Origin of the sequence: Nitrososphaera sp., assembly GCA_039938515.1 — an archaeon.
Lineage (GTDB): Archaea > Thermoproteota > Nitrososphaeria > Nitrososphaerales > Nitrososphaeraceae > Nitrososphaera.
This window is the reverse complement of sequence record JBDUUL010000018.1, coordinates 33,542-49,552: the sequence shown is the minus strand read 5'-3', so window position 1 is coordinate 49,552 and position 16,011 is coordinate 33,542. Positions and strand designations below refer to the sequence as shown.

The following is a 16,011-nucleotide window of genomic DNA, read 5'->3' as shown; positions in this document are numbered from 1 at the left end:
CTCCGTCGTTTGTTATTGTCACGTCGCCCAGAGTATCCACAAGCATCTTGTCCATTCCTCTTGGTCCAAGGCTTGTCTTGACTATCTCGGCAACCAGCTTTGCGGCTGTTATGTTATTCTTTTGCGCATCGCGGCCTTTAGTTTGCGATGAGCCTTCCTTCAGAATCAAAACCGGTACTCCACCGGCGGTAGCTTGTTGTATGGACATTTTTCTTCACATTCCTCCTAAAATTGTAAAATTACTTGACTTGATCCGGATATTTTAAATTTGCCCCAATTATGATCGAAATCTCTCTTTAGCGGGAAGAAAGATACTCGCCGTGAGGGAACTCGAAGCAGAATGGGCGGTATGCGGTGAACAAATGTTCACAAAGAATTCCGTTCGTTGTCGCTTCCTTGCTTAAATACGAACTTTTGAGACCTACACCAAATATGAGTTTAGAGAAGAACCTCGTCGAGCGCACACTCGCTGCGGGTACTTATGGCATAAAAAAAACAGACCTGCGCAAGGAATTTGGCGACCAGTTCGAGGCAGCCCTTGACAGCGCCCTCCAGAAGGGAGCCGTGTTTGTAGAAAAGAGAGGAGGCGCGTACTACTGCTGGCACAGGGAATTCTATGTGCAGAGCCTTCTAAACTCTGACCCGAAATTCAAGTTGACCTACGACCTTATCACGTCGCTGCAGCAATCCATCGAGAACTCGTCTGCCCAAGTTGCCAAGAGCCTGGAAGTGCTCTCTGGCAACGTGTCCAACCTGGCAAAACTCGTGCTAGAGAGGGAGGGCTACTACTCTGCGGCAGGCCAGGCATCCGCTCAAGCGGACTCGTCTGCACAGCGCGGCGGAAATACAGCGCCTGCCCCACGGCTAAGGGCCGCTGATTTTCAGAAGGAGTTTGACACTATCCTTGCGAGCAACTCGTCTTCAATCGGATGGGTTGAGCTGGCAAAAATCAAGAACGAACTGTGCGAAAAGTATGACCTTGGGACCGACGAGTTTTACCGGCTTGTAAGCGAGATTACGCTCCAGCAGCAAAACAGGTATGAACTTTCAACTGGCGGAGGCGAAGGCGTTATGGTACGCGGCCTCCTGCACGGCTTTGTGAGGTGCATAGCCTAGATGGCTTACCCATACAGCCTTGAAAGGAATCCGTATCCCAGCAGCCCCACTCCCACGATTGCAGATGCGCAGGTTCTTGGTGGAAAAAGGCACCGGGATGCAAAGACGGCCATCGTGTCATGCGTCTCCGAACTGCATGGAAAAGTCGTTGAAAAAAGGTCGTCAACTGAGCGGGACTTTAGGCTCATTACCGTAATCCAAGATGTCGGCTCAGGGAAAACCCACCTCGCACTCCACACAAAGACCTCCAGGGAAATTTCCGAGATGACGTGCGCAGCGTATGCCGACCTGTCACAAATTTCTCCGCGAAACATTCAGAGCCTATTTGCAGGAATGATAGCCGGCTTCTCGGAGGAGCACCTCCAAGAGATTAGGAGAGCCGCGGTAAAACTTTTGCTCGCCAAGGCCGACAAGAACATCGGAATCGCCAAGAGGGTTTTCAACTACGGCTTTTTCGACGCCCTCAGGGGCAAGAGCCTCCAGGACAAGGCAAGTTTTGTCCTGGCAGGAGAAAGCGAGCCTAGTTATCAGGCCATCTCTGAATTGCTCAGCTCCGAGTACACTCCGGGCGAGATTTCCGTTATCAACCTGATAATGCAGAGAAGGTTCAACCCAGAGGGCGTCGGCACCTGTTCGACGCTCGAAGACGCAATCGATAATTTGGCAACTATCGCCTCGGTCAATCTTAAGCTGCTTGGAAAAGTCACGTTCTTCCAGCTGGACGAGTTCGAGCCGGACAAAGAGTCTACCGACTTTGTCAAGGCAGTGATTAACGCGCATCTCCCCTCAACGGTAATGATGCTTATTTTCACTCCGTCGTCATACGATGCCCTGAGCAAAGCCAACGTTTCGGTGTTTGACAGGCTGGAAAAGGCCAACTACAAGATCGACCTTGCAGGCTCAAACAGCGTCGAAGAAGTCCTTGACATCGTGCTCGAATACATCCGCCACTACGACAAGTCAGGGAGCGTTTTTTCTGAAGACGAGCAGCGCGACCTCGCCGCAAAGATTCGGGTCATTTACGACGAGTTCCCAGACTTTCGCAACGTGCGGTCAATGCTAAACATCATGTATCATGCAACAGAAAACGCCGCGAGAAGAAATCTGACGGTTATCGACGAACAGGCAGTGGACGACACGATCAAGAGCGCATATCCCGGCCTTCGCATCCGGGGAAGCGTTATGGACGTTCCGATATCTGACTTTATCCGCATTCGCAGAAACTGTGTCGACCCCCAGACGCTTGAATCCGGCGTGAGAAACGCAGTAAGGGACCTCGTCAACTATGCCCACGAGTTTGGATTGGTCGCAAGGCCGCTGGCCGCCGAAGGCAAGGGAAATGGCGTCGACGTCATATTCAGCGATCCTTACGGAACAAAGGTTGCCGTTGCCGTCGTGATAAACAAGGAGCACGCGCGGAGCTTTGAGCAAATCTCAAACACCCTAAAGTCTACCGGCTTTGTTGATAAGCTGATAATACTCACCAACGCCAACACCGCCGGAGGGGCAGGAGGGAGTACTGTGGTCAACATCGACCGCTGCAAGATGATAGACCTCATCTACTTTAGCAACAAGTACCAGAACCACGAAATGGTCCAGGACGACTCGGAAAGGGCGCTGCTGCTGGCAAAGTCCATACGACTCTGCTGAATGACGGCCCCTGCAACTCTTTTATCACAAGTTCTCCATGGGATGTCGTGGGAAGAACAGGCGTCTGGTCGCCGGGGTATCCTCCGGGCGGTCCCGTAAAGTGCAACATTTGCGGTAAAAACGCAGAGTATATCGTGCAGCTGGAACTTGTCAGGCGAAGAAACAGCTACTATGGCAACATTCTTCACTCCCATGAGATGCCTTTTTACTTGTGCACCAGGCACGAGTACCTTTACAAAAAGATGCACGGCAACATTGACCTCAAGGATTATTTCACCGAAACTATAATAGAAAACCAGTAATCGATGCCAAAGAGAAGTTTCTCTACTATCGAGGAGTTTAGAAACAACCTTCACCAGGATGGCGCCACCCTCGCAGAGGTCGAGCGAAAAAAGGTTCCCTGCATCTTGCTAAGTCCGAGGGTCTATGAAGAGCTGCTATCAAAGATTCAAGGCAAAGTCTTCAGGGCAGAAACCCTCCTTGACATATTCTATGATGGCATGGATGTATTTGTCGACGTGCAGATAAATTTTCGCGACAACAGGACGTCCGAGAGCCTGTATGAGGCAAACTATCTCTATTACGCAAACGACATGCTCGAGTTCTTTGAAGCACTGGCGGAGACCGGTCTCTTGGCGCTCGCCCCCTCCATGGGCTCGTACACCGGCCTTCCCATGATCCAATTGCCGCAGCTCGATGCTGCAAGAAAAGCCCTTCAAATAATCAAATCAAACGCCAAGCGCGCCCCTGGCCGGGTATAGCGATACTATATGAGCATTACAGTCTTTAACTTCCTGATTGGGGTGGAGCTTCGCATTGCCTTCTAAAACCTCCAAAGACCGCCTGGCGAAAAAGACCACACCGGCTGACTCGGACAAGCAGCTAGACGAGTTTGCGGGGCAGGTTCCAAAAGAAATAGATTCACACCTGCACCTCTATGGAAAACACGCCTGGGAGGTCCAGTACGGCGAGCGCTGCCCGATATGCGACAAGCGAATCGACGAATTTGGCTTCTGCGCCTGCGGAAGCACCCAATGAACTCTTGACTATAGAAATTTCACGCGAGTGTTAAATCGCTTGTTGAGCCATAGCTGACAGTATGATATGGACAATAGTATGGGCAATAATCGGGATAATCGTGCTCATAATCCTGCTCAAGGTTTTGTTTGGGTTGATATAAAATGCTCGACAAATTCATGGAAAAATTGATGCAAAATGCAGCAGCCGCCTACAAGCCTGCGCTGGAAAAAATGGCGAAGCAAAGGGCTGACGAACTGCAGGCCATGAAGGCAAAGGTCAGGACATCGCCTGAAGAGGTTGAGGCGTGGTTCGATGCGGAAATCTCCAAAGTGGGAAATGTCGACATCCAAGATACAATGAACAAATTCAATGCGACGGCCGGGATTTGAACCCGGGTTACCAGATTGGCAATCTGATGTCCTAGACCAAACTGGACGACCGTCGCTCCGCTACATGGTCGCGTTAACATCACGCCATACGACAACGTAATTTAAATTATGTCAGGACGATGAGTGTCGAAAGACCCCTGCTCTCTGTGACGTGATCTTCGTCGAATTCCTCGACGACTACTGTAAGCGAGATTACGTCGCTTCGCTTGCACTGGCTCGTATCCAGAACAAAGATGTCGTTTAGCATGTCGCCGCCCCTTTCACTTTCGGCGCTGACTGCGTACCTGACGTCTGCAGACGAATTTAACAGGACGGTCTGGTCCTTCTGGTATCTTCCCACCCTGACTTTTCTTTGATTTCTTGGAATAGCTTTGAGCATTAGCTGCAACTGGCTTGTCAGAGGCTGCTGGACGTAACGGCTGGCGCCACCGATTACAATTTCAAACGCAAACGGATACCCTGCCGTATTTTCGGCCATTTTATTGACGCCGTCGTTCATGACAATATCCACCTTCTTGATGGTTCCCGCATAATTGAATATCCAATCGCGCGTTGTCGCGGCAATTGATTTGATTAGAGACTTTCGCCTGGCCGTCTCTGTCTCGCCCAGGTTGTACCTATCAACCCAGTCCATGTAGTCCTTGCTGATGTCTGAGATGAATTCCGCGCAGGTGGTCTGGTAGTCCAGGATGCTTGTTGCCCTTTCAGACGAAGAATCAGCTGCAAACATTGTCCTTGCTACTACACAGAACAGGCGCACAAGCAAATAAAAAGTGAGTTATTTCCGCGTCTCTTCCGACAGGTATCTGGCGACCTGCTTTGCTTGGTATGTAATTATCATGTCAGCCCCGGCTCTTTTTATTGAGGTCACAAACTCAAGCGTGACGGCCCTCTCGTCAAGCCAGCCCCTCATTGCAGCCGCCTTTATCAATGCGTATTCTCCCGACACGCTGTATGCACATAGCGGCAGGTCGCTTGCTTGCCGCGTCCTGTAAATAATGTCGAGATATGGAATTGCAGGTTTTACCATGAGGATGTCTGCGCCCTCTGCAATGTCCTCCGCCACTTCGCGCATTGCCTCCCGCGCGTTTGAGTACGGCATCTGGTACGTCCTCCTATCGCCGAACTCGGGAGTCGAGTGAGCAGCGTCCCTGAAAGGGGCATAGAGCGGGGACGCCATCTTTGCAGAATAGGACATTATTGCCGTTTCAGAATTGCCCGAGTCATCCAGCGCTCTCCTTATAGTTGCCACCTGGCCGTCCATCATTGCCGATGGTGCAACGATGTCGGCGCCAGCAGAAGCATGGCTTGCAGCGACTCGGCCGAGTGTTACAATGCTGCCCTCATTGTCGATGGAATCATTGATAATCAGACCGCAGTGGCCGTGAGACGTATACTGGCATAGGCAGACGTCGGTTACGATCGCAACCTTGTCCCCGAAGCTGCTTCTAATTTCCTCAATTGATTTTTGCACTATTCCCTTGCCTGAATAGGCTGCAGACCCACTGTCATCCTTGCTTGAAGGAATTCCAAAGAGGATGACTGCCTTTATTCCAAGGCCAAGGGTCTGTTCGATCTCTCGCTGAAGGTCAGAAACAGGGATGCGGCTAATGTCCGGCATCGAGCCTATGACCTCAGGCTTTCTAATTCCTTCCTGGACGAAAATCGGGGCAATAAGATCCTTGGGCGACAGCCGGACCTCCTGTACAAGCTCCCTGATTGCCGCTGTCCTCCTGAGGCGCCTCAGCCTGACGTCGGGAAAACCCGCGTGTAAAAATCCTGAACTGTTGGTGCCTGCCTCTTTTACTGGCGGAGTTGCTGCTGGCAACCGCCCGGCGGCAGTCCTACCGTTGGCCTTGCTGCTCGTCTTCATAATTAAAGAGCCTGGCGACGAGTTGCAATATCTCTTCATTGTACTTGTCTGACTGCGAGAGTTGCCTGCGCAGGTTGTTCATAGGTCCGGAAAGGATTCCCTCCACTATCGCATAGGACAGCTGTTCAATGGTCTTTAGCTGCCTTTCGCTGAGGACCTGGTCTTTGCCGAGCATGAGGAGGGCCTTATCAAGCTCCCTCTGCCTAATCGCGTCGACTGTTTTGAAAATTGAAACGATTGACGGCTCTGCCTTCATCCGCCTCAGGTTGGAGTCTATTGATTTAAGCTCGCTTACAACAAGTTTTTCCGCCGACTCGTATTCGCTAATTCTGAGGCGAAGGTTCTTGTCCGCAAGTTCGCCTATCTGGTCCATTGTGACCAGCTTTACCCCGTGAATCTTCTCCACCCTCTCGTCGACCGTGCGCGGGTTGGAAAGATCGAAAATTAGCATTCCCCTTCCGCTATCTGACCTGCCCTGCATGGCCAGTTCAATCCGCTCATTGGTTACGAGCAGGTATGGCGCGGTAGTGGCAACAAATACGATATCCGCGTCGTGAAGAGTTTCAAGGGCCTCATCAAACTGGACGGGGGTACCCGCGATGGTCTCGGAAAACCACTTGGCGCGCTCAGCCGTCCTGCTTGTAATCATAAATTCCACGTTCTGGGTCTTTAGCAGTTTTGCAACCAGAGTAGCAGCCTCGCCTGTTCCGATGAGGATTATCCTCTTATTCTTCAGATCGTCAAAGTATTCCTCGGCGATGTTGATGGCGATAGAGGCGACTGAAACGTTGCCTTTGTTGATGCCCGTGGCGGACCTTATGCGACTTCCTGCCCTTATTGCCTTTTCAAAAATCGCTGCCAAAGCCTGGCCGGAAAACCTGTTTGTGCGCGAGAACTCGAAGGCTCTTCTAACCTGACCCAGGATCTGGTCTTCTCCGACCACAAGCGAGTCCAGACCGGATGCCAGCCTGATTAGGTGATTGACGGCATCAAGCCCCTCGCTAACCCTGACGTCTGCAAAGTCTCTCGGCTCAAGGCCGATGATCTTGCACCACGTTTCAAGCAAGTATTGGCTGTCCTGATTGCCGTTGCTTGAAACTGCATAAACTTCAACCCTGTTGCAGGTCTGGAGGAGCACGCACTCCGAATAGCCGCTTTCACGGAACATGGTGTGTGCCTCTCGCATGTCCTTGAAGCAGAACTTTTCGAGGACATGCACCGGCGCATTCTTGTATGTTATTCTCGCACTGATGACCGGAAAGCTGACGGAGTGATCGGGAGACTTAGATTTTTCCTCGACTGTCAATCTTGTTTATCACTCCACAATTGTAAAAGATTCAGCGTCGCCCTTTTAGCATCTTCAATCCTCTCTTCTTTAATAAGCTTCTGTATCGCTTCGTCGCTTATGAGCGAATAGAGGAATTCCTTTCTCCGCGCCACGGTCCTGATTCTCGGCTTTGCAGCTGTGCGGGCAAACTCCTGGAGCCTCGCATTGTCAATGTCTGTCTTGCGTATGACCCGTCTCAAAACGCGCTCGGCCCTGATCCTTACCTTTCTTGCGACAATGGGGCTCTTGCCGGATGTCGAGACGGCAACCTGCATCACGCCTTCTATGTTAATGACGGATGCATATGAAAAATCGCTGACAGCGGGGTCGTCTGCTGCATACACAAATGCGCCTTTTGAGCGGCCTTTCTCGACCAGCTGGCGGTTGAGGTGCTTGTCGTTAGTTGCAGCCAGCACGACGAACAGGTCGTCAAACCTGTCCAAGATTCCCGGTCCGTCGAGCCTTGCCTTGACCAGTTCTATGGCCCCTTTCTTCTGGGCATCAATCAGAAATCTGTTTAGTCTGTTGCTGATTACAGTTATCCTGCAATCCTGGCCAAGCAGGCCCTTGACCTTACGGGTGCCCTCGGTGCCGCCTCCTATGACAACGGCGTGCTTTCCCTTAAGGTTAAGGTCAACAATCATTTCTCATCAGTCTGCCGCTGCCTAGACTGCAGTGCCTATCAGCGCCACGGGTCGTCATGAAAATCCCAATGTCAATGAGGCACTTTCTTGAGATAGTTCGCATCAACGGTTACAGGTATCTGATATGGCGAATCAAGCAGCACCACCGTCGCTTCCTGCTTGTCATAGTCCACGCGCGTAATCTTTGCCCTCATGGCCTTGAACGGACCTGCAATTATTTCAACGGTGTCGTCGATGCTAAGCTCCGCAACCACTGGTTTCTTGATGAGGTAACCTTCAATATCCTTGAATGGAAGGTCGCCCCGAATCTGGCCCCTCACATGGCGAATGCCCGAGAGTGCCTCATAAGCCAAGTTCGCGTCTGCGGCCTCTACTATAATGTATCCCTTGAAGGAGTCGAGAACCAGGATTGACCGAATTCCTATTTTCTTGCTGCCCATCTTGCTCTGCAGCATGTTCACGACTATTCTTTCCTGTCCGCCCGTAGTCCTGATGGCAAAGAACCTTGAGTCGCTGGCGGGTTTGTCCTGAGTGATTTGGGCAGTAGCCCCTGCCGGAGGCGAGCTGGAAGTAACTGCTAATTCGGCTTGCACCGACCGGTCGGCTGTTAGCTTGGCACCCTTTTTGGACGCAACACTGCCTGACGGTTCGGACTCTGCTTCCGACTCTGCGGCCTGGTCGGAATCGAGATCCCTGATTTCGAGATTCTCTTCCTCGAAATCGTCAACCTTATCACTCATTTAATCCAGTGATGCCGGGCACCCTTCAATTTATAAATTTACTTGGTTAGGGAATGCGATCTCGGACTTCGAAGGCATTAGGTCAAGGCGACAGATTGAACAAAACAATCGTCAGGCTGAATTTATACTGTAAATCTTACCGGTTTCTACTATAGAAATGGAAGGCCAGACCATGATTTGTGAAAGTTTTTTTACTATATATAATATGTACGAGTGGTGTATATAGTTCATTTAGTCAGATTTGGTTGCATATTCTTCTGTAAGCAATCAACGAGGAATTACTGAACTAAAGATAATCGCCGTCGTCGGTGGGCTGGCATTTATGGACGTCCTTACTACCTATGCCGCCTCGTTATCGCTCGGGGCAAGGTTCGGAGAAATGGGGCTTGTCTCCGGCTATCTCATTCGCTCGTTCCCGAACACATGGCCCTATTTCACGTTCTGGTCCGAACTTGCAGTGTTCGGACTTACTGCCCTGTATTTTGCGAGAAAGGGCTCCAGTAGTTCTGTAAAGTTTGCGCGGTACTCGCTCCCGCTTGCCTATCTGCCGTCATTGGCCCTCGTCATGCTGATATCAAACAACTCGCTGGTGGTTCTGTTGTTTAACGCCGGATTTTTTGGCCGCTAAATTGAATGCGGGCAATTCCGTCTAGCGTTTATTGACCTGCAAAATCCGTCAACATTATAATTACAAGCCGCGGCTTGACGAACCGGTTGGCCTTCAGAAGGAAATCCGGCTTCGTCTTGGCGGCTTCGAATACGGATCCTGCCGGCATTACGCTTGGGCAGAGCCTGATATCGGAGGGACGGTTCGAGCTCGCCGAGGAAACGGCCGGCTCTGGCAAGATTTTCACATCGGGACTCTATGATAACGCGATACTTTACACTTCCAACAAGAGCGTTCTGTTCATGGATGATCTTGATGAGTTGTTTCCCTTGGCCGAAGCATTCCTGTTTTTGTCCAAGCACAAGTCTGACAGCGCCATCCCGACGCTTACCTGCCACAGCGTTGGAAATTTTTCCGACAATCCGTACGGGGGAAAACCCAGGGAACTGGGGATTGCGTTTCCAAGCATGCAAAAAAAATACATGCAGACGATCTTTAATGGAAGGTCGAAGGTGCCCGGCTATGACATTGTGATAGAGGCTACGCACCACGGGCCGACCTCGCTCAAAAAGCCTGCCATATTTATCGAGCTTGGCTCGTCCGAGCCCCAGTGGGTAGACGCAAAAGCCGCCGACTACGTCTGCTCGTCGCTTCTTGGTTGTATTGGTGAAAAGTCCCAAAGTTGCGGCAGAGTCGCGATAGGGTTCGGAGGGACGCATTATCCGTCAAAATTCAACAAGCTGCTTCTCGAAAGCGACATAGGGCTTGCCGCGGTGGCTTCAAAGCACAACCTGGAATCAATAGACGAGGACATGGTGGCACAGATGATAGAGCGGAGCTCCGAGCAGGTGACTCATGCTCTGGTTGACTCAAAGGGGTTAGGTGGCCAGAAGGACAGGATACTCGCCATGCTAAAGAATTCCGGCCTTGAGCAGATTAGCGCCTAGAGTTCAAATACCGCTGCGGGCTATTTGAGACCGTTGAGCAAGCCCGCTGCAAATCGAACCTTGGAAGCGCAAAAGATCTATGCTCTCTTGGCACAAATCCCTGAAGGAAGCGTTACCACTTATGGGGACCTTGCAAAAGCTGCTGGCTGCCCCGGTGGCGCCAGGGCGGTGGGCAGAATATTGAACGCAAATCCCAACCTTGTCATTGTTCCATGCCACAGGGTCGTAAAGTCCGATGGAAGCATCGGCGGTTACGCCGGCGGAATTGAAATGAAGAAAGACCTGCTGAAAAAAGAAGGAGTCAAATGCTCGTCGGACCGGATTGAGCGATTTGACGAAATCCGCGCGGTACTTTTCTAGCGGGTTGTTGCCTGTTTTACCAGTTCTCGAAGGTGTGCCAGCGTCCTCACCTGACCGCCGTTTACCTTCTTGTAAATCTGCCAATATACATCCCGGCTGATGTCGTTGCGATCCTTCATTACTTTCAGGTGGTAGCGCATTGACCTTACTCTCTTGACGTAAACCGACTTTTTGCCGACACGCGCAGTCTTTCGACCCTTTTTCGAACCCGGTCCCTTTCCGCGAATCCTTCCTGCCTCGCGCTTGTCTTCTGCCCGCCGCCTTGACGTGCCTTTTGGCTTTACTGTCCAAATGGAGCCGTTGTCAATGAGCGAGCGGATGTTCTCGCGGGTGATCGAGTCGGCCACGTCGTCAAGTTTGTCGGGCTCAAACCGTACCCTATTGGCGCCGACACCAAGAATCCTGGCGACCAGCTCTCTTTTCTTCCGAATGTTTACGACCATTAGGTTTCCTGCTCCTTCATTTCTTTACTCTTGACTTCACCGCTATCGCTAGATGCCGCCTCTGTTGCCTTTGCGACAGCTGCCCTTCCCGGGTTCAGGACCTTGAGGCCCATTTCCTTCGCCTTGGCCAGTATGTCGACTCGCTTTCTCCGTCCGACGGTCCCAGCAATCCGCACGGCATCCTTTTTCGGATCCAGGAGGCTCAAACCGTTAGTGTTGTAAACGAGGTTATCGGTATAACCGGAGGGATGAAGTCCTCTAGAGACGCGTGGACCTCTGTAGCCCACTTTGACGAGTCTTGGAACCCCAGCCTTCTGCTTTCGCATCTTGTTATCCTTGCCCTTGGGCTTCCTCCAGTTCTCAGCCAGCCTGTCGTATCTCCAGCTTTCCTGCCTTACAAACCGGGGCCGCCTCGAGGAGACTTTTTTCCTCGCAGCAAGTAATTCTTCGTTAATCACCATACCGTAGGTACGACAGTTCTCTAGTTTTACAATAAATACGTTACTTCGTGATGAAAAGGGCCACTTTGTAGCTCTTGCCCTCGTAAGACACGAAGGCACAATATTCGTCGCCCAATTCATGGTGGTAGACTGAGCCAAAAATGCCATGGTGCATCAGGTCGTCACATTGCTCGCTGTCGATCCGAATTGCCAGGTCCCATTGTGCACTGCCTGCAGCCTGATCTATCGTTTGCCTGGCCAGCTCGAAAAGTTTCTTGACAGGATCGGGTAGTCGCTGGTCATACGGTATGAGTGAACCGGACTTGGCCTCAGGCGACGGCGACAGCTCTATCCAAGCGTCCAATCCTGAAGCATCCCATCTATGCAGAATATTAACTAATAATCGACTAGAATATGAATTCAGAAACCGGTGTCGCAGCAATTACGCGTGAATTGAACGGATAGATTTACATAATCATAATTTCTACCATGGTTGCCTTTGTCTGAGCGCATGGCTGAAGAGTCTGTGGACTATTTTTCATTCATGCCAGACGAGCTTGTCAAGTTTATTAAGAGAGACACATACTCTCTTCTTATCAAGGGCCTCGCAGGCACGGGAAAAACAACACTGTCACTGACAATCCTCCGCGCGCTTGAGAGGCAAAGCAAGTTCTTTTATATTTCGACCAGGACATCGCCAAAGCAGCTCTTTCAGTATTATCCGTGGCTGGATTCGTTTGTGAACACGACTTCGTTGCCGGCAGAAGACTCAGCCGAGCATTCCACTGCCGTCCCCGCAAGCTTTGAAGACGCCCGACTCGACGAGCCTGAATCGCTCTTTGAGCGCATTACAAACCAGTTGATGGACATCAAGTCACCCGTGATTATTATCGACAGCTGGGATGCCATTGCCTCCTTCATGGATAAGGAGGCTCGCCTGAACAACGAACGCGTCCTCCAGACCTGGCGGGAAAGGGCTGGCGCGAAACTGGTCTTTATCAGCGAGCACCCAAGCGATACAACCCTCGACTTTCTGGTTGACGGGATTGTTGAACTAAAACAGGTGCATCACGATGGTGCGAGGCTCAGAGAGCTGACCTTGCTCAAGATGAGGGGCGTGAGGATAAACAGGCCGTCATATTTTTACACGCTCGAGGGCACAATGTTTCGTTGCATTTCTCCTTTTGTTCCGCTGGCATTCCTTCCCAAGGAAGCAGAAAAGACTAGACAAAAACCAAAGGCCGTTTCGCCGCAATTAAATGGCCCGACAAAAGCATCGCATCCCTCCGCAAACATACCGACATCCTACCCGGGCCTTGATGAAGCAATCGGAACCGGGTTCCCCCTTGCTGGAGTAGTGCTTGTTGAACTGCGCCAGCATGTGACAACGCGGGCAGCTCTCGAGTTTCTGGGCAGGCCAATCTCGGGTTATCTGCAAAGGGGCAATCCCGTCCTCGTCGATCCTTTTGACTCGATGGATCCAGTACTTGCATACAGGTTTCTGAGCCAATTCATACCCGCGGAGCCAGACAAGAGAAAGACCAAAAACGCACTTCGCGTGTTCGCCGCTGCCGGCCGGCCCGAAGCCAAGGACCCGCCCGATTACATCATGACCGGAAGCAAGTCGAAAGGGTCGGAGTACATTGATGCTGTCGAGAAGCTCAGCAGGGCTTTTGGCGACCGCCCACTGTTTGCTATCGCAGGCGGACAGTCGCTCCTGGAAGAAATCGGTATGGGCGCCGCCGGTGCCACTCTACCACGACAACTCACCTCTCGCATACGGTCGAACAAACATCTGCTTCTGGCAGTGGTTCGCACTTCCGACTCGCGAGCTCTTGATCACTTTTCTGAAATCTCCGACATTCATCTGCGATTGAACATGGTCAACGGAACCCTGATTCTTCAGACGATTGTCCCATCTTCTTCAGTCTTTGCAATGGTGTTTACGCCGCCGCAAAACGATCTCGTGCTACAGCAGATAGTCTAGCCAGGATGCCCGGCTCAAACCAAGCTGCGCTAGCTGCTTACATGATGAAAGTATTCGCCTGCCAGGTTCTCCTCGATACCCACAGGCAGAAGCTCTTTCATCTGGTCATAATAAGACAGGAACTTGTTTCCTTTCTGCGTGACCCTGTACACCGTCTTCTCGCCATTTGCTACCTCTTGCATCAAGCCGCTGCGCATCAACGAGTCGAGATAAAGCTTACACTGGTCGTTGCTAAGCATGGCCTTGTACATTATTTTGGTTCGCGTTTCTTCCTTACTGGCTGCCTTTAAAATTGCTGCTATAACCTCGTAGCGGCTGCGATTCTTCATTGACCTGAACGTTAAATCCATTCAGACATTTCTTTTAATTAGAGTGGAACTATCCGCTAGAAATATCGTATCAAGTGAGGGATGCGGGCGGAGGCTTGCTGAAAAGGTCTGCAAGCTCCTTGTAATGCGCGATGAACTTCTTTCCGAGCTCGGTTGTTTTGTATATGTATCTTTTCGAATTTGGTCGCTCTCGAGTCACTTCCAGCATTTTTGAGTCGAGCAGAAACTGCAGATACTGGTTGATTTGTTTTGAATTCAGGTTGCACCTGTACATGACATGGGTCTTTCTGGCTCCCCCTTCACACATCAAAAGGATAAACTCAATGATCTCAAGCCACCCTCGGTTGCTCCATCCGGCAGAATTTAATGGCAAGTTGCTACAGAAAGTCTTGTGTTATGGCTTTTAATACTAAACATACTTTGATCATCTACAAGAACCTAGAACATTTCTAAGACGCTGCCGCGACGCTGGCTGCTTGCATCATTACCGAGCCGGCAAGAGAGCCCCTTTCGACCAGGTGTTTTCTCCACTTCATTTCCGAGTGTTCGACGCCAAAGTTTACCGCGTAATCCACAAAACAAGGCGACAATGTCAGTATGTTACGCACTTTGGTTAGACCAGATAGTTCCGATCTTATCTCTCTCTGCTGCTGCTTGAGTGCAAAGATGCGGTCAAGCACGTCTTTCATGGCGCCCGGCGTTCCGACGGCTGCTGCACGCTCTTGCAGGAGCGGCCGTATGAGGTTTTCAAGCCGCTGATGCCTTCCGTTGAGCGCCGCTATTGCCGACACGATAGGGTCATTGAGCCTTGACGATACGGCAGCCGCCTCTCTCTGGCCTATGCCGATGTAATTGTCCTTGGAGGCCCACAAAAGGGTGGTGGGAAGCTTGATGCCCAGCTCCTTGGCTATCACCTGTCCATCGACAAGGTATCCTAGTCCACCGGTGCCGGAGGCATAGCCTGAAATTCCGATTTCCCTTGCCAGAAGCAACGGGATTGGGATTGCTTTTGGCGATAGCAGCCCCGCTGATTCCTTGATGTCGATGTGGTCGGCGTCTCCAAGGCCAAGCTGAAGCTGCTTGCCGCACGAAATGCACGAGCCCTCGAGGGCCATTTCTCTGCCAATTGCACGGAGTCTTGGCGAGGTCTTGCTTCCGCAGGAGCAGTGGAGCCAAAGCGGCGCGTGAAGGTGCGATGACGCGCTTATGCCCGTGTCAATGCCATGGGCCATGCAGACCCGCTCCGCCCTTCTAAGCCCTTCAGAATATTTTCTGAAATTGGCAAGCAGGAAAGTAAATCCATCGGCGAAAATCTGTGACAGCTCAGAGAGCCTGACAAACACTGTCGAATAGTTCCATCGTGCATTTACGATCCGCGACATGAAAAATGCGTTAAGGTCAGAGTAGGAGCGGGCATCCGCGTAAGCTGCCTCGTACTCGGACCAGAGGTCTTCCAGGTTGCCAAATAGCTCCCTGCGCTCCGCGATTGTCAGCGAGTTGGACCTTATCCAATTTTTCAACTGTGACTTCCAGTGAGACAAGACAGAATGCGCCGGCGGCATTACGTTGCAGACCATCTTCCATCTCTGCGACTCTTTGATGGGCAGACGCAAGTCCATGATGCCATCGGAGCTCTGCAGGCTCGGAAGCTGCGCCACGCGTATCCATGTCTCGTCCAGAAAGTCATGGTCGACAACGAGAAAGAGGTTCACGATGCTGACCTGCCCGCCTGAAAGCCTCTCTACTTCGCTCTTGAGTGCTTCGAGCAGTATTACTTTCTTGAATATCCCGCCATAGGAGAACAGATTGGGTTGATGCGTCGCAACAAGGACCAGGGTTTCGGGCTCTTGCAGGCGGGAAATGCTTTCCTGCACTCGTTGGCTATTGGTCTGTGCGCCATCGTGAAAGGAATGGGCCTTGCTGGCAAGGGCAAGCCTGTTCTGCAAAACCCTGTCAGGGGCGAAAAATTTCGCACCTGCTAGGATGGCTGCCGTCTGCTGAAAGTCATGGGGAATGCTTGAGACAAATTCCCTGATGGCCGGATCGTTTATCCCGGCAAACTTTGCGACTGGGGATTGGCCTCCGGCCATCGAGCCGGCTTCTGCTGCAGTCGTCTGTGGATTTTCCATCTGTTATCAC

General features: G+C 51.4%; 22 protein-coding genes and 1 tRNA gene. 10 read left to right on the top strand and 13 right to left on the bottom strand.

Annotated elements, in window-relative coordinates; all coding sequences use genetic code 11:
- Positions 1 to 208, bottom strand: a 208-nt coding sequence (locus tag ABI361_10890; GenBank protein ID MEO9321169.1) for a TCP-1/cpn60 chaperonin family protein, incomplete at its 3' end; no start/stop codon positions are given.
- A 224-nt stretch (positions 209 to 432) separates the two neighbouring features.
- On the opposite strand from ABI361_10890, the gene ABI361_10885 reads away from it, so the two are divergent.
- The 6 genes from ABI361_10885 (at position 433) to ABI361_10860 (ending at position 4,175) form a co-directional block, all read left to right on the top strand.
- The gene (locus ABI361_10885) at positions 433 to 1,116 is read left to right on the top strand and encodes a hypothetical protein (GenBank protein ID MEO9321168.1); all 684 of its coding nucleotides are present in this window, start codon (positions 433 to 435) and stop codon (positions 1,114 to 1,116) included.
- The gene (locus ABI361_10880; GenBank protein ID MEO9321167.1) at positions 1,117 to 2,766 is read left to right on the top strand and encodes a hypothetical protein; all 1,650 of its coding nucleotides are present in this window, start codon (positions 1,117 to 1,119) and stop codon (positions 2,764 to 2,766) included.
- 47 nt (positions 2,767 to 2,813) lie between these two features.
- Positions 2,814 to 3,068, top strand: coding sequence for a hypothetical protein (locus tag ABI361_10875; GenBank protein MEO9321166.1), 255 nt, complete (start codon positions 2,814 to 2,816; stop codon positions 3,066 to 3,068).
- Between the two features lie 3 nt (positions 3,069 to 3,071).
- Positions 3,072 to 3,527, top strand: a complete 456-nt coding sequence (locus ABI361_10870; protein ID MEO9321165.1) for a hypothetical protein — start codon at positions 3,072 to 3,074, stop codon at positions 3,525 to 3,527.
- A gap of 55 nt (positions 3,528 to 3,582) precedes the next feature.
- Complete coding sequence (locus ABI361_10865) at positions 3,583 to 3,804, top strand: hypothetical protein (GenBank protein ID MEO9321164.1); 222 nt, start codon at positions 3,583 to 3,585, stop codon at positions 3,802 to 3,804.
- A gap of 143 nt (positions 3,805 to 3,947) precedes the next feature.
- Complete coding sequence (locus tag ABI361_10860) at positions 3,948 to 4,175, top strand: hypothetical protein (GenBank protein ID MEO9321163.1); 228 nt, start codon at positions 3,948 to 3,950, stop codon at positions 4,173 to 4,175.
- Here ABI361_10860 and ABI361_10855 read toward each other — a convergent pair.
- The 6 genes from ABI361_10855 to ABI361_10830 all read right to left on the bottom strand — a co-directional run bounded on the left by ABI361_10855 (position 4,157) and on the right by ABI361_10830 (position 8,759).
- Positions 4,157 to 4,231 (bottom strand) — tRNA-Gly (locus ABI361_10855). The two genes, ABI361_10860 and ABI361_10855, sit on opposite strands and share 19 nt — an antisense overlap.
- A 50-nt stretch (positions 4,232 to 4,281) precedes the next feature.
- Complete coding sequence (locus ABI361_10850) at positions 4,282 to 4,905, bottom strand: hypothetical protein (protein MEO9321162.1); 624 nt, start codon at positions 4,903 to 4,905, stop codon at positions 4,282 to 4,284.
- Between the two features lie 48 nt (positions 4,906 to 4,953).
- Complete coding sequence (hemB, locus tag ABI361_10845; protein MEO9321161.1) at positions 4,954 to 6,048, bottom strand: porphobilinogen synthase; 1,095 nt, start codon at positions 6,046 to 6,048, stop codon at positions 4,954 to 4,956.
- On the bottom strand, positions 6,020 to 7,354 hold the full coding sequence (gene hemA / locus ABI361_10840; GenBank protein ID MEO9321160.1) for a glutamyl-tRNA reductase: 1,335 nt from the start codon (positions 7,352 to 7,354) through the stop codon (positions 6,020 to 6,022). Before hemA ends, hemB begins: the two co-directional genes overlap by 29 nt.
- Positions 7,351 to 8,019 carry a bifunctional precorrin-2 dehydrogenase/sirohydrochlorin ferrochelatase gene (locus ABI361_10835; protein ID MEO9321159.1) on the bottom strand — a complete coding sequence of 223 codons (669 nt, stop codon included), beginning with the start codon at positions 8,017 to 8,019 and terminating at the stop codon, positions 7,351 to 7,353. The genes hemA and ABI361_10835 overlap by 4 nt, the downstream gene beginning before the upstream one ends.
- A 71-nt stretch (positions 8,020 to 8,090) precedes the next feature.
- Entirely contained in the window at positions 8,091 to 8,759 is a 669-nt protein-coding gene (locus tag ABI361_10830; protein MEO9321158.1) for a transcription elongation factor Spt5, read from the bottom strand.
- Positions 8,760 to 9,000: 241 nt separating this feature from the next.
- On the opposite strand from ABI361_10830, the gene ABI361_10825 reads away from it, so the two are divergent.
- The 3 genes from ABI361_10825 (at position 9,001) to ABI361_10815 (ending at position 10,673) form a co-directional block, all read left to right on the top strand.
- Positions 9,001 to 9,387, top strand: coding sequence for a hypothetical protein (locus ABI361_10825; protein ID MEO9321157.1), 387 nt, complete (start codon positions 9,001 to 9,003; stop codon positions 9,385 to 9,387).
- An 86-nt stretch (positions 9,388 to 9,473) separates the two neighbouring features.
- Positions 9,474 to 10,313, top strand: a complete 840-nt coding sequence (locus tag ABI361_10820) for a D-aminoacyl-tRNA deacylase (protein MEO9321156.1) — start codon at positions 9,474 to 9,476, stop codon at positions 10,311 to 10,313.
- A 33-nt stretch (positions 10,314 to 10,346) separates the two neighbouring features.
- Positions 10,347 to 10,673, top strand: coding sequence for an MGMT family protein (locus tag ABI361_10815; GenBank protein ID MEO9321155.1), 327 nt, complete (start codon positions 10,347 to 10,349; stop codon positions 10,671 to 10,673).
- On the opposite strand, the gene ABI361_10810 is transcribed toward ABI361_10815, so the two are convergent.
- From ABI361_10810 to ABI361_10800, 3 genes are read right to left on the bottom strand one after another with little or no spacing between them, the layout of a single operon-like run.
- Positions 10,670 to 11,116, bottom strand: coding sequence for a 50S ribosomal protein L19e (locus ABI361_10810; protein MEO9321154.1), 447 nt, complete (start codon positions 11,114 to 11,116; stop codon positions 10,670 to 10,672). The genes ABI361_10815 and ABI361_10810 overlap by 4 nt on opposite strands.
- Positions 11,116 to 11,577 (bottom strand): 50S ribosomal protein L32e, encoded by a 462-nt coding sequence (locus ABI361_10805; protein MEO9321153.1) that lies wholly within the window; start codon positions 11,575 to 11,577, stop codon positions 11,116 to 11,118. Before ABI361_10805 ends, ABI361_10810 begins: the two co-directional genes overlap by 1 nt.
- 40 nt (positions 11,578 to 11,617) lie before the next feature.
- Positions 11,618 to 11,920 (bottom strand): hypothetical protein, encoded by a 303-nt coding sequence (locus tag ABI361_10800; protein MEO9321152.1) that lies wholly within the window; start codon positions 11,918 to 11,920, stop codon positions 11,618 to 11,620.
- A 147-nt stretch (positions 11,921 to 12,067) separates the two neighbouring features.
- On the opposite strand from ABI361_10800, the gene gvpD reads away from it, so the two are divergent.
- On the top strand, positions 12,068 to 13,543 hold the full coding sequence (gene gvpD, locus ABI361_10795) for a gas vesicle protein GvpD P-loop domain-containing protein (GenBank protein MEO9321151.1): 1,476 nt from the start codon (positions 12,068 to 12,070) through the stop codon (positions 13,541 to 13,543).
- 29 nt (positions 13,544 to 13,572) lie between these two features.
- On the opposite strand, the gene ABI361_10790 is transcribed toward gvpD, so the two are convergent.
- From ABI361_10790 to ABI361_10780, 3 genes are all read right to left on the bottom strand, one after another.
- Positions 13,573 to 13,872, bottom strand: coding sequence for a winged helix-turn-helix domain-containing protein (locus tag ABI361_10790; GenBank protein ID MEO9321150.1), 300 nt, complete (start codon positions 13,870 to 13,872; stop codon positions 13,573 to 13,575).
- 70 nt (positions 13,873 to 13,942) lie between these two features.
- Complete coding sequence (locus ABI361_10785) at positions 13,943 to 14,245, bottom strand: winged helix-turn-helix domain-containing protein (GenBank protein ID MEO9321149.1); 303 nt, start codon at positions 14,243 to 14,245, stop codon at positions 13,943 to 13,945.
- Between the two features lie 76 nt (positions 14,246 to 14,321).
- Positions 14,322 to 16,001, bottom strand: coding sequence for a hypothetical protein (locus ABI361_10780; GenBank protein MEO9321148.1), 1,680 nt, complete (start codon positions 15,999 to 16,001; stop codon positions 14,322 to 14,324).
- Positions 16,002 to 16,011: the final 10 nt, after the last annotated feature.